Origin of the sequence: Streptomyces sp. MCA2 (genome assembly GCF_023544705.1) — a bacterium.
GTDB lineage: Bacteria > Actinomycetota > Actinomycetes > Streptomycetales > Streptomycetaceae > Streptomyces > Streptomyces decoyicus.
On the sequence record NZ_JAMJFM010000080.1, the window covers coordinates 1 to 12364 of the forward strand.

At 70.5% G+C, this 12364-nt stretch carries 15 protein-coding genes; 5 read left to right on the forward strand and 10 right to left on the reverse strand.

Annotated elements, in window-relative coordinates; genetic code table 11:
• Positions 1 to 273 precede the first annotated feature (273 nt).
• Complete coding sequence (locus M8I34_RS38625) at positions 274 to 924, reverse strand: DNA-3-methyladenine glycosylase (RefSeq protein WP_250057721.1); 651 nt, start codon at positions 922 to 924, stop codon at positions 274 to 276.
• Between the two features lie 171 nt (positions 925 to 1095).
• On the opposite strand from M8I34_RS38625, the gene M8I34_RS38630 reads away from it, so the two are divergent.
• From M8I34_RS38630 to M8I34_RS38640, 3 genes are all read left to right on the forward strand, one after another.
• The gene (locus M8I34_RS38630; protein WP_030087617.1) at positions 1096 to 1878 is read left to right on the forward strand and encodes a sporulation protein; all 783 of its coding nucleotides are present in this window, start codon (positions 1096 to 1098) and stop codon (positions 1876 to 1878) included.
• Between the two features lie 42 nt (positions 1879 to 1920).
• A complete protein-coding gene (locus M8I34_RS38635; protein WP_030988289.1) occupies positions 1921 to 2460 on the forward strand; it encodes a YbhB/YbcL family Raf kinase inhibitor-like protein in 540 nt (179 codons plus the stop codon).
• A 389-nt stretch (positions 2461 to 2849) separates the two neighbouring features.
• Complete coding sequence (locus M8I34_RS38640) at positions 2850 to 3353, forward strand: HNH endonuclease (RefSeq protein ID WP_250057739.1); 504 nt, start codon at positions 2850 to 2852, stop codon at positions 3351 to 3353.
• A 48-nt stretch (positions 3354 to 3401) separates the two neighbouring features.
• Here the strand turns inward: M8I34_RS38640 and M8I34_RS38645 are convergent, their stop codons facing one another.
• From M8I34_RS38645 to M8I34_RS38660, 4 genes are all read right to left on the reverse strand, one after another.
• On the reverse strand, positions 3402 to 4169 hold the full coding sequence (locus tag M8I34_RS38645; protein WP_250057746.1) for a sulfite exporter TauE/SafE family protein: 768 nt from the start codon (positions 4167 to 4169) through the stop codon (positions 3402 to 3404).
• Positions 4170 to 4232: 63 nt separating this feature from the next.
• Entirely contained in the window at positions 4233 to 5171 is a 939-nt protein-coding gene (locus tag M8I34_RS38650) for an SPFH domain-containing protein (RefSeq protein ID WP_030087611.1), read from the reverse strand.
• 101 nt (positions 5172 to 5272) lie between these two features.
• Positions 5273 to 5686, reverse strand: coding sequence for an NfeD family protein (locus M8I34_RS38655; protein ID WP_030988294.1), 414 nt, complete (start codon positions 5684 to 5686; stop codon positions 5273 to 5275).
• Between the two features lie 161 nt (positions 5687 to 5847).
• Entirely contained in the window at positions 5848 to 6660 is an 813-nt protein-coding gene (locus M8I34_RS38660; RefSeq protein ID WP_030087609.1) for an ABC transporter ATP-binding protein, read from the reverse strand.
• Between the two features lie 90 nt (positions 6661 to 6750).
• Here M8I34_RS38660 and M8I34_RS38665 point away from each other — a divergent pair, with 90 nt between their 5' ends.
• Complete coding sequence (locus tag M8I34_RS38665) at positions 6751 to 7566, forward strand: hypothetical protein (protein ID WP_250057754.1); 816 nt, start codon at positions 6751 to 6753, stop codon at positions 7564 to 7566.
• Positions 7567 to 7672: 106 nt separating this feature from the next.
• Here M8I34_RS38665 and M8I34_RS38670 read toward each other — a convergent pair whose 3' ends face one another.
• The 5 genes from M8I34_RS38670 to M8I34_RS41765 form a co-directional block, all read right to left on the reverse strand.
• Positions 7673 to 7918, reverse strand: a complete 246-nt coding sequence (locus M8I34_RS38670) for a chaplin (RefSeq protein WP_250057756.1) — start codon at positions 7916 to 7918, stop codon at positions 7673 to 7675.
• 148 nt (positions 7919 to 8066) lie between these two features.
• Positions 8067 to 8309, reverse strand: a complete 243-nt coding sequence (locus M8I34_RS38675; protein ID WP_250057760.1) for a chaplin — start codon at positions 8307 to 8309, stop codon at positions 8067 to 8069.
• A 190-nt stretch (positions 8310 to 8499) separates the two neighbouring features.
• Positions 8500 to 9129 (reverse strand): response regulator transcription factor, encoded by a 630-nt coding sequence (locus M8I34_RS38680; protein ID WP_030988302.1) that lies wholly within the window; start codon positions 9127 to 9129, stop codon positions 8500 to 8502.
• A gap of 79 nt (positions 9130 to 9208) precedes the next feature.
• Positions 9209 to 10366 (reverse strand): GAF domain-containing sensor histidine kinase, encoded by a 1158-nt coding sequence (locus tag M8I34_RS38685; RefSeq protein ID WP_250057766.1) that lies wholly within the window; start codon positions 10364 to 10366, stop codon positions 9209 to 9211.
• Between the two features lie 514 nt (positions 10367 to 10880).
• A complete protein-coding gene (locus M8I34_RS41765; RefSeq protein WP_308372782.1) occupies positions 10881 to 11111 on the reverse strand; it encodes a hypothetical protein in 231 nt (76 codons plus the stop codon).
• Positions 11112 to 11587: 476 nt separating this feature from the next.
• Here M8I34_RS41765 and M8I34_RS38695 point away from each other — a divergent pair, with 476 nt between their 5' ends.
• The gene (locus M8I34_RS38695) at positions 11588 to 12349 is read left to right on the forward strand and encodes a transglycosylase SLT domain-containing protein (protein ID WP_250057777.1); all 762 of its coding nucleotides are present in this window, start codon (positions 11588 to 11590) and stop codon (positions 12347 to 12349) included.
• Positions 12350 to 12364 lie beyond the last annotated feature (15 nt).

The window sequence follows — 12364 nt, forward strand, 5'->3', positions numbered from 1 at the left end:
GCAGACCCGGTTTCGTTTCGATTCCGGTTCCGATATTCGTCGGAGGTCCGCCCCGGAGCAGTTATTTACTGCTGCTCTTTCGGCGTGGTCACCACTTTAGCGGCTTTCCCTGGCGACTCATAATCGAGTCGGCCTGATCGAATTTCGGCAACGCGAAATTGGACCCGTTAGGGAGCCGATCGGAGTGGTTGGTTGTGCCGCCTGGCGGTCTGCGCAAATAGCGCTGCCCGTCTCCAGCGGCTCGGGCTACGTTAGGCGGTCGGCGATGCAGAGTCAAGTAGCGCTGGGGGTGCGGCGTCGGGGGACGTGGGGGCGGTAGGGGCTGACGGTGGGGTCGTCGGCGATCCAGTAGCGCCAGGGGTGGTCGGCCCCGTCTCCGCCGACGCCGGTGCGCGGGCCGTTGCGTACCAGCTCGGGAGCGGGCGGGCGGCCGTGGAGTACAGACAGCGGTGCGGTGTCGCCGGCGCACAGGTCGATGCCGTCGAGAGTGCGGTCGATGTCGAGGGCGGTGGCCAGGCGGGCCGGTCCCTTGGCCAGTTCGTTGGTGTTGCGGGCCTTGGGGCGGCGGGCGGCGGCCAGGGGTGCGCCGGTGAGGATCTCGCCTGCGCGCAGGAGGACACCGCTCGCCTTGCCCTCGGAGCCGCAGACCGCGTTGAGGCTGAACCACATGCCGTAGATGAAGTAGACGTACGCGTGGCCGGGCGGGCCGAACATGGTGGCGTTGCGTGCGGTGCGGCCCCGGTAGGCGTGGGAGCCGGGGTCGGTCTCGCCGTCGTAGGCCTCGACCTCGGTGAGCCGGACTGCGATCGGACCGTCGGGGGTGTTGCGGAGGAGGGTGCGGCCCAGGAGGTCGGGGGCCACGTCCACCACGGGACGGTCGAAGAAGTCATGGGTGAGCGGCATACGTTCCGGTACGTCGGTCATGCGGACCGAGGGTAGTGCAGCCGTTTGGGAGGGCGGCTGGCCATGGGGGCGTCGGGGTTGGGAAAGTGTGGGCCGTGGAACCGGACTGTTCGGTTTCGCGTTCGTAGGGATCAAGCCGAGAGCTCGGCGCGCAATACAGAGCACAGGCGGTTCCGCCTGGGGAGGACGAGCATGGGATTCAAGAAGCTGCTGGCGAGCCTGGGCGCCGGAGGTGCGTCGGTGGAGACGGTGCTCTTCGAGGAGAACGTCGTACCGGGTGGGGTCGTACAGGGCGAGGTGCGGATCCAGGGCGGGTCCGTGGCCCAGGACATCCAGGGGCTGTCCGTCGGACTACAGGCGCGCGTCGAGGTCGAGAGCGGCGACGAGGAGTACAAGCGGAACATCGAGTTCACCAAGGTGCAGCTGGGTGGTGCGTTTGCGGTGCAGCCGGGTGCGGCGCACACCGTGCCGTTCGGGCTGGAGATCCCGTGGGAGACGCCGATCACGACGTTCCTGGGGACGCATCTGCACGGGATGAACGTCGGGGTGACGACGGAGCTGGCGATCGCCCGTGCGGTGGACTCCGGTGATCTCGACCCGGTGAATGTGCATCCGCTGCCGGCGCAGCAGGCGATCCTGGACGCGTTCGGGCGGCTCGGGTTCCGTTTCAAGGCCGCCGACCTGGAGCAGGGGCACATCCGGGGGACGCGTCAGAAGCTGCCGTTCTACCAGGAGATCGAGTTCCATGCGCCGCAGCAGTACCGCGGGCTGAACCAGGTCGAGCTGTCGTTCGTGGCGGACGACCGGGAGATGGACGTCGTCCTGGAGATGGACAAGAAGCCGGGGCTGTTCAGCGAGGGCTCGGACACCTACCGGTCGTTCACGGTCGGGCTGAACGACTTCGAGGGGACCGACTGGGCGGGTTACCTCAACCAGTGGCTGGCGGAGGTCGGCGGTAAGCGGAACTGGCTCTAACCTGGCCGGACAGGTGTCAGCAAGCGACCAGGAGGTGTTGCAGTGTCCGAGCTGAAGCGGCGGCCGCTCCCGCACGATTTCCATCCGCCGGTGCCCGAGTTCACGGTGCTGAGCGACGAGGTGGAGCCGGGCGGGACGCTGCGGCCGGAGCAGGTCTTCGCCGAGGGGAACCGTTCGCCGCAACTGCGGTGGGAGGGTGCGCCCGCGGGGACGAAGAGCTACGCCGTCACCTGCTACGACCCGGACGCGCCGACGGGCAGTGGCTTTTGGCACTGGTCGCTGTTCGACATCCCGGCGTCGGTGACGGAGCTGCCGGCCGGTGCCGGGTCCGGGGAGATGAAGGGGCTGCCCGAGGGCGCCGTGCATGTCCGTAACGACTACGGGACGCGGGACTTCGGGGGCGCGGCGCCGCCGCCCGGGGACGGTCCGCACCGTTATGTGTTCACGGTGTACGCGGTGGACCAGGAGAAGCTCGGTCCGGATGCCGAGGCCTCGCCCGCGGTGGTGGGCTTCAACCTGCGGTTCCACACGCTCGGGCGGGCTCAGCTGATCGCCGAGTTCGAGCTGCCCGCGGCGGGCTGAGCGCCGTAATTCCGTTGCGCCCCGGCGCTTCCCGCACACAGAGTGGTACTCGTGCCGCCGCCCCTCATCAGGGCGTCGGGCAGCTGGTACCGCAGTGGCGGGAGCGGCGGGGCGCAGGTGTGTCGCCGGCCGCTCGCCGGAGCCCGCACTCGTGTGGGCGTCCTCGCCGGCTGCCGTTCGCTCCGGGTCCCGCGTGTTTCACGGGGGCGGGACCCGGAGCGCACTCTTTTCGTGGCTCGCGGGGCGCTGCCACGCACCTCTTTTTCATCTGCTGATCGTCCTCCATTTCCCTTGTGGCGTGCGGAAATTGCGTTGTTCGGGGAATACCTGCCGCTGCACAGTGGAGCAACTTCGCCGCGGGGGCGGAGCGGGTCCGGGAGGTGGACGGGATGCGCGAGACGCTGGTGCTGAATGCGAGCTTCGAGCCGCTGTCGACGGTGTCGCTGCGGCGTGCGGTCGTGCTGGTCATGCAGGACAAGGCGGTCGTCGAGCACGCTCACCCCGGGCTGCGCATCCGTGCCGCCGCGGTGGACATACCGGTGCCGCAGGTGATCAGGCTCAGCAGGTACGTACGGGTGCCGTTCCGAAGACAGGCGCCCTGGTCGCGGCGGGGTGTGCTGGTGCGTGACCAGCACCGGTGTGCGTACTGCGGGCGGCGGGCGACGACCGTGGACCATGTCGTGCCGCGGTCGCACGGCGGTGGGGACACCTGGCTGAATACCGTCGCCTCGTGTGCGGAGGACAACCACCGCAAGGCGGACCGTACGCCCGAGCAGGCGGGGATGCGGCTGCTGCGGCGGCCGTTCGAGCCGACGCCGGCGGATGCGCTGCTGTCGACGCTGGGGGTGTCGGTGCGGGACGCGCTGCCGGAGTGGCTGGCGCTGCCCGCCTAGCGCGGCGGACCCGGTCTTTCTGCCGCCGGGGCCGTCACCCGACTCGCCTTATTTGAGGACGAGTTGGGTGATGGCCAGCAGGCCGACGACGACGATGACGGCGCGCAGGACGGTGGGCGGCAGACGGCGGCCCACCTTCGCGCCGAGCTGACCGCCGAGGGTGGACCCGAGCGCGATCAGGCCGACGGCGGCCCAGTCGAAGTGCGCGACGAAGAGGAAGAAGACCGCGGCGACGCCGTTGACGATCGCGGCGAGGACGTTCTTGAGGGCGTTGATGCGCTGTAGGTCGTCGTGGAGCAGCAGGCCCATCAGGGAGAGGTAGAGCACCCCCTGGGCGGCGCCGAAGTAGCCGCCGTAGGCACTGGCGAACAGCAGGCCGACCAGCAGGGCGATGCCGCCGTCGCGTTGGGCGGTGGTGCCGGTGCGCTCGCGGCGGGCGCGGAGCGCGGCGGCCAGCTTGGGCTGGGCGATGACGAGGACGAGCGCGAGCGCGATCAGGACGGGGACGATCGTGTCGAAGGCCTGGGAGGGCAGTGCGAGCAGCAGGATCGCGCCGGTCAGGCCGCCGACGAGGGCGACGAGGCCGAAGCGGAGGATCCTGGCGCGCTGGCCGGTGAGTTCGCGGCGGTAGCCGATGGCGCCGCTGATCGAACCGGGTACCAGGCCAAGGGTGTTGGACACATTGGCCGTGACGGGCGGCAGACCGAAGGCGAGCAGCACCGGGAAGGTGATCAGGGTGCCCGACCCGACGACGGTGTTGATCGTGCCGGCGCCGATTCCGGCGGCGAAGACGGCGATGGCTTCCCAGATGGTCACGCGGATTCCCCCGTGCATGATCGGTACGGTTCCGCCCGATCATGCACCAGGGGCGCGTCCATGTCAGTCGATCGGGGGCGCTTCACGGTTCGGCGAGCTGGGCTTCGGGATGGAGCCGCCGCCGGTCGGCGGGGTGAAGTTGCCGAGGGCGCCGCCGAGGCCCTTGAGCGCGTCGCCGATCTCGCTGGGCACGATCCAGAGCTTGTTGGCGTCGCCCTCGGCGATCTTCGGGAGCATCTGGAGGTACTGGTAGGAGAGCAGCTTCTGGTCCGGGTCGCCGGCGTGGATCGATTCGAAGACCACCCGGATCGCCTGGGCCTCGCCCTCGGCGCGCAGGGCCGCGGCCTTGGCCTCACCCTCGGCGCGCAGGATCGAGGACTGCTTCTCACCTTCGGCGGTGAGGATCTGGGACTGCCGGACACCTTCGGCCTGGAGGATGGCGGCGCGCTTGTCACGGTCGGCGCGCATCTGCTTCTCCATCGAGTCCTGGATGGAGGTCGGCGGCTCGATGGCCTTCAGCTCGACGCGGTTGACCCGGATGCCCCACTTGCCGGTGGCCTCGTCGAGGACGCCGCGCAGCGCCGCGTTGATCTCCTCACGGGAGGTCAGGGTCCGCTCCAGGTCCATGCCGCCGATGATGTTCCGCAGGGTGGTGACGGTCAGCTGCTCGATGGCCTGGATGTAGCTGGCGACCTCGTACGTCGCGGCGCGGGCGTCGGTCACCTGGTAGTAGATGACGGTGTCGATGTTCACGACCAGGTTGTCCTGGGTGATCACCGGCTGCGGCGGGAACGGCACGACCTGTTCGCGGAGGTCGATGCGGTTGCGGATGGAGTCGATGAACGGGACGACGATGTTCAGGCCCGCGTTGAGGGTGCGGGTGTAGCGGCCGAAGCGTTCGACGATGGCGGCGCTGGCCTGTGGGATGACCTGGATCGTTTTGATGAGTGCGATGAACACGAGCACCACCAGGATGATCAGGACGATGATGATCGGTTCCACAGCGGCTCCCGTGCCCTTCGTTGCTGGTCCCTGCCGGCCGGCGACCGGCTTGACGTTGATCAGTCTTTCAGAGTCGTGGCTCGTCGCGCAGCGTGTTCGGGTCAGATGACGACGGCGGTGGCGCCTTCGATCTCGACGACGTCGACCTGCTGGCCGGGCTCGTAGACCTGACTGCCGTCGAGGGCGCGGGCGGACCAGACCTCGCCGGCGAGTTTGATACGGCCGCCGCCTCCGCCGTCGACCCGCTCCAGGACCGTGGCGCTCTTGCCCTTGAGTGCGTCGATGCCGGACGCGAGTTGGGGGCTCTGGCCGCGGTGGCGACTGGCGAGCGGGCGGACGACCGCGATCAACGCGACCGACACGGCGGCGAAGACGAGGAATTGCGGGACGGTGCCGCCTCCCAGACCCGCGGTGACGGCACCGGCGACGGCACCGACCGCGAGCATCCCGAATTCGGGCATCGCGGTCACGACGAGAGGAATGCCCAGTCCTACGGCGGCGATCAGCCACCACACCCATGGATCCACGGGTTCATGGTAGATCGGTGCGGCGGCCGGGGACAGGGCGCGATCGGTCAGCAACGAGGGGCGCGTGGCGACATGACGGGGTTCCCCCCGGACCGGGTCCGGGAGGGGGAGGCTCCGTGCGGGGTGACGGCCGGACGACGGGCGGGCCGTCAGGTCAGGGGCAGACCCTGCGCGGTCCAGCGGTCGTTGCCGTTGCGCTCGACGATCAGCGGGAGGCCGAAGCAGTGGGAGAGGTTGCTGGAGGTGAGTTCGAGTTCGAGCGGGCCGGCGGCCAGCACCTTGCCCTGACGGATCATCAGGACGTGGGTGAAGCCCGGGGCGATCTCCTCGACATGGTGGGTGACCATGATCATGGAGGGTGCGTACGGGTCGCGGGCGAGGCGGCCGAGGCGGCGCACCAGGTCCTCGCGGCCACCGAGGTCGAGACCGGCGGCCGGCTCGTCCAGCAGCAGCAGCTCGGGGTCGGTCATCATGGCGCGGGCGATCAGGGTGCGCTTGCGCTCGCCCTCGGAGAGGGTGCCGAACTTCCGGTCGAGGTACGCGGTCATGCCGAGGCGGTCGAGGAAGGCGCGGGCACGCTGCTCGTCGATGTCCTCGTAGCTCTCCTGCCAGCCGGCCGTCATGCCGTACGCGGCGGTGAGCACGGTCTGGAGGACGGTCTGGCTGCGGGGCAGCTTGTCGGCGAGCGCGATGCCGGCGACACCGATGCGGGGGCGCAGGTCGAAGACGTCGACCCGGCCGAGCTGCTCGCCGAGGATCGACGCGCTGCCGGTGGTCGGGAAGAGGTAGCTGGAGGCGAGGTTCAGCAGGGTGGTCTTGCCGGCGCCGTTGGGACCGAGGATCACCCAGCGCTCACCCTCCTTCACCGACCAGGAGACCTGGTCCACCAGAGCCCGTCCTTCGCGGACCACGGATACGTCCACCAGCTCCAGCACATCGCTCATGAGCGCGTTGTCTCCCATTGCTTCTCGGTCGTCGCGTACACCTGTAGGCGCAGCCCCCCTGCAAACCTACGCCACTCGTTGTCGGTGCTCTTCTCTAGGCTGGGGACCATGCTCAATGAACCTCGTTCAGGACGGCTGGCGGCGTGGGGAAATGCCCTTTTGGCCGGGCTTGTCTCACCTGATGAAGCCGCGCATCGGATCGCGGACGACGATGCGGTGCACCGCGTGGAGGGCCTGCCCGGCGAGGAGACGCCGGTCGGGCTGACGCTCGCGCTGGGGCGGCTGCGGGCGCTGGGGGCGCAGGGCCTGCGGGTGGCCCTGCCGGTGCCCGGCCATCCGCTGGGGCTGTGCGGACCGCCGGAATTCAATGCGCGGGCGCTGGAGGCCGAGGAGGCGGTGCTCGCCGCGGGCGCCGGGCTGGGGCTGATCCCGCAGGCGTACGAGGCCGGGCCGGAGGGCGGTGCCGCGCCCGATGTGCATGTGGAGGTGGTCTGGCGCTGTCTGCCGGTGCGGGAGGGGCCGCCGGCCGATGTGCCGTCGCTGGGCGAGGCGGAGCGGGAGCTGGCGGAAGCGCTGCGGGACGCGACCGAGCTGCTCGCGAAGCTGGATGTGGCCGGGGCCGGTCCCGTGGCGCAGGCGGCGCTGGAGGCGTACCGGGCGCGGGCGGAGGCCGGCCGGCAGGTGCTGGCCCCCGGGTATCCGCCGCGTGCGGTGCGGGTATTGGAGCTGGCGCAGCGCGTCGGTGCGCTCATCGATATCGCGCAGCAGGCCGGCGGGGACGGCAGGGAGCACGGTGCCGCGGTGAGCTCGTCGGAGATCGCGGCCCGCGCCGAGGCGCTGCGGCCGGTGGAGCGTACGGCCCGTCGGGCGCAGGTGGCGGCGTACAACTCCGCGGTGGAGGAGAGGGAGCGGCACCGCGGGTGAACGGGAACAGGCCCCGCCGGACCATTGTGTGGTCGGCGGGGCCCTTTGCCGAGCGGGGCCGAACGCCTCTGGGCAGGCGAAGCCGTTCAGCCCCGACCGGACAACCTCAGTTGTTCGAGATGGCGTTGCCGAAGGCGGGGTTGAGCACACCGACGACGTTGACGCTGTTGCCGGTGGCGTTCACGGGGACGTGCACGGGGACCTGAGCGAGGTTGCCCGAGCCGATGCCGGGGGAACGCGTGGCCGCGCCGTCGGCCTGCGCGCCACTGGTCGCGAAGGCGGATCCGGCGGCCGCACCGAGGGCGATACCGGTGGCGGCGAGGACGAGGGCGGCCTTCTTGGCGGTGTTCATGGGGGCGTGTTCCTCACGTGGGGGCACAGAGCCGGAAAGACGGTGGTGGAGGGAGGGGACCGGCCGCGCATCCCAGGGGTGCCGGGGCCGGTCCGGCCCGGCCCGCGCGGACCATGGCGCCGCGCGGGTCAGGCGGGTCCTGCGACGGTCAGACGTTGGCGCAGGGGTTGCCGAAGGTGGGGTTGAGCGCGCCGATGGCGGTGACGGTGAGGCCACAGGCGTTCACGGGAACGTGCACCGGGGCCTGGATGACGTTGCCGGAGACGATGCCCGGGGAGTGCACCGCGCCGCCCTGCGCCTGCGGGGAGTGGGCCGAGGCGACGCCGGCGCCTGCGAGGGCGAGGCCGCTCACCGCCATCGTGAGGACCGCTGCGCGCTTGATGTTCTTCACTTCTCTTGCTCCTCGTTGCCGTTGCCGTGGCCAGCCGCCACGACTGCACTGGACAACGGCCCGGCCCGAGAAGGGATACGCCGAATGGGCTACCGCTACACGACAGTATGAATCTCAGATCTGAAGACGACGTTCCGGTTGCGCCGGCGGTACGGGAGCACCACTGCACGGCGGTGCTCCCGTACGGCGTTCAGGCCCCGATGCCGTGCCGTACGGCCCAGAGCGCGGCCTGTGTCCGGTCGGCGAGATCGAGCTTCATGAGGATGTTGGAGACATGGGTCTTGACGGTCTTCTCGGACAGCACCAGGGCGCGGGCGATCTCGCGGTTGGAGCGGCCGTCCGCGATCAGGCCGAGCACCTCGCGCTCCCGGTCGGTGAGGGAAGTGCCGCGCCCCTGGCCGCCGTTGTTCTCCTCCTGGGCGAGCAGGGCACCGGCCACCTCGGGCTGGAGCAGCACATGGCCCGCGTGCACCGAGCGGATGGCGCCGGCCAGCGCCTCCGGGTCGATGTCCTTGTAGACGTAGCCGGCCGCGCCCGCGCGCAGCGCCGGGACGACGGTGCGCTGTTCGGTGAAGCTGGTCACCACCAGCACCCGGGCGGGGTTGGTCAGTTCGCGCAGCGTGCGGAGCGCCTCGATGCCGTCCATGCCGGGCATCTTGACGTCCATCAGGACGACGTCCGGGCGCAGCTCTTCGGCGGCGGCGATGCCCTCCGCGCCGTCGGAGGCCTCGCCCACCACCTCGATGTCGTCCTGGATCTCCAGGAACGTCCGCAGCCCGCGGCGCACGACCTGGTGATCGTCGACGAGCAGTACGCGGATCGCCCCGCCCGCCGCCCGACGGCCGGAGCCCGCCCCGGCGGCGTCCCGGGGGGCGCCCCTCGCACCGTCCCTGTCCTTGTCAGCCACCGGGCACCTCCATCTCGACAGCGGTGCCCTTTCCGGGCTCCGATTCCACGGTGAGCTTTCCGCCGACGCCGCCCGCGCGGTCGCGCATCGAGACCAGGCCCAGGTGGCGGCCCGCCCGGCGGACCCTGCCGGGGTCGAATCCGCAGCCGTCGTCGGCGATCCGCAGCAGGGCGCCCTGGCCGTTCCGGGTGAGCGTCACCTCGACATGCCCGGCACCGGAGTGCCGCAAGGCGTTGTGCAGCGCCTCCTGGGCGACCCGGAGCATGGCCTCCTCCTGGGCGGCGGGCAGGGCCCGGACGCAGTGGGCCGCGAAGGTGACGCGCGCGGAGTGGGCGCGGTCCAGGACCTGGGCCTGGGAGCGCAGGGTGGCGACCAGGCCGTCCTCGTCCAGGCCGGCGGGCCGCAGTTCGACGACGGCGGCCCGCAGTTCGTCGGCGGCCTCCGCGGCCAGCGCGGCGACCTGGTGCAGCTCGTCCTTGGCGCGGGCCGGGTCACGGTCGACCAGGGCGGTGGCGGCCTGGGCGGTGAGGCGGAGCGAGAAGAGTTTCTGGGCGACCGCGTCGTGCAGCTCATGGGCGAGCCGCGCGCGCTCCCCGACGATGGTCAGCTCGCGGCTGCGCTCGTAGAGACGGGCGTTGGTCAGCGCGATGGCGGCGTGCTGGGCGAGTATCCCGAGCAGCCGCTCGTCCTCCTCGGTGAAGCCGCAGCCGTCCCCACGGGAAGGAGGGGTCTTGGAGCAGCGCTTGTTGGCGAGGAAGAGGGCGCCGAGGATCTCGTCGCCGTCGGCGACCGGCAGCCCGAGGAAGTCGGACATGTCCGGGTGGGCCGCCGGCCAGCCGCCGAAGCGGGGGTCCTCGCGGACGTCGGCGAGCCGCTCGGGCGTCGCGTTGTGCAGCATGGCGGCGAGAATGCCGTGCTGGCGGGGCAGCGGGCCGATGGCCTTCCACTGCTCGGCGCTGACGCCGTCCACCACGAACTGGGCGAAGCCGCCGTGGTCGTCGGGCACGCCCAGGGCGGCGTACTCGGCGTCCAGCAGCTCGCGGGCCGAGGCCACGATCGTCTTGAGGACGTCGCGCACCTCCAGATGCCTGCTCATCGCCAGGATCGCGGTGCTCACCGCGGGGATCCCCGCTCCCGCTCCGTTGGTCATGGCCTCACCGTACCGGCGGGGCGACCAGCCCGTATCGGTCCGATGACGGCTGCCGCCTACGCCCACCGGCCTAGGCCGAATGCCCTGGCCACGGCCGGTCCGGCGCCCGACGTCCGCGGGCGTGGCGTTCCTACCGCGAGGGCTGGGGGTGTCTCCCCGGTCCGGGCGGGAAGGGGGCACGATCATGCCGGTGGCGGTCATCACGGGGGCATCGAAGGGGCCGGGCCGCTGGTGCGGCCGGCGGACGGGCCGCGGGACGGGCCGCGGGACGGGCCGCGGGTGGCGCTGGAGGTGAATGTGGTGGCACCGCTCGGCCTTCCCCAGGAGGCTTTGCCGTTCTTGTGCGGTTCCTCCTAGCTGTCCTCGTATGAGGAAGTAGCCCCTTATATAGGGAACAGGTCTTATACGGGAGATGTCGGCAACGAGCAGGCATACGATTCGAACCCTTATACCGAGAATGCCCGAAATGCCGGATCGTCCGATTCGTCCCCTTATATCGGGATAGGGGATGTAGTTATCGAAGGGGCCACACCCCGCGTCGCGGCGTCACGACGAGGTCCGTCCAGCCCGCCGCGGCCCGTACCCGCCCGTCCGCGCCGGTCGCCGACTCCCGGTGGGCGGCCTGCTCACCGGGCTGCACGAGCCCACCGCCTCCCCTCTGCTGATGCCGGCGGCGGTGGCCGATGACGGGGCGCTGGGGCGGGCCTACGCGGCGGTCGGCGGCGGCGCTGTCTGTCGCACGCATGCGGCGATCTGCATCTGGTGCTGCCGGACCGAGCGGGACACGATCGCCGGGCCGGCACCGGGACGGCGTTCGCGGTGATTCCGGCGGGCTGTGCGGCGCCGGAATGCGCAGGGCCCGATCCGATTCATCTGTCGCTCGACCGGGTCGTGGTGGAGATCTGACGCATACGGACTGTGCATTTGCAATTACGTCCGGCGAGACAAAACTCTTCACACTGTGACGCCGCGCATAGGACGCAGGTCACTTACGAGCCGGGTTAGTGGACCCCCGAATAGTGGATGAGCTGGGAAAGTCTTATTCGGGATGCAATATCCGCCACCCGGGTTCCACTAACGCGCATCGTACGTCACACCTTTGCCGGGGGAATTTCCTGCCGCTAAGAATGGCTCCCGTCGCTCGGCGCCGTGATCGGAATACGGCGTTTGCCACCGCTCTCGGCCCGTGCGGCGTCCCCCCATCGGAAGGTCTGTCCTGCCATGCCTCAGCACGCCACTTCTGGTCTCCACCGCCTGACCCGGACGCACAAGCTCTCCGTCGCCGGTGTCGCCGCAGCCGGTGCCGCCGCTCTGGTCTTCACCGTCGTTCCCGGTGCCGACGCCGATCAGGGCAAGAGCCAGGCCACCGCCGTCGAGAACGTCCAGCCGGTTGCCTTCAGCGCGGTCGGTACCGCCGCCAAGGCCCAGCAGGCCACGATCGCCGAGCAGGCCGACAAGTCCGCCGCCGAGGGCAAGGCCGAGGCCGCTGCCGCCAAGAAGGCCGCGGCAGTGAAGGCCGAGAAGGCGCGCGCGGCGAAGGCGGCCGCGAACCGGTCCGCCGTACGCACCGCGATCCCCGCCGCCGCGCCCAAGGCGGTCGCTGCGAAGCCGGTCGCGAAGCCCGTCGCCAAGCCCGTCGCGAAGCCCGCCAAGAAGACCTACCCGGACAACCTGGACGGCTGGATCCGCGAGTCGCTGGACATCATGGCCAAGAAGGGCATACCCGGCTCGTACGAGGGCATCCACCGCAACATCATGCGGGAGTCCAGCGGTAACCCGATGGCCATCAACAACTGGGACATCAACGCCATCAACGGCGTCCCGTCCAAGGGCCTGCTCCAGGTGATCGCCCCGACCTTCAAGGCGTACCACGTCGAGGGCACCGCCTGGAACGCCTACGACCCGGTCGCCAACATCACCGCCGCCTGCAACTACGCGGCCGACAAGTACGGCTCGATGGACAACGTCAACTCGGCCTACTGAGCCGACGGTTCCGAC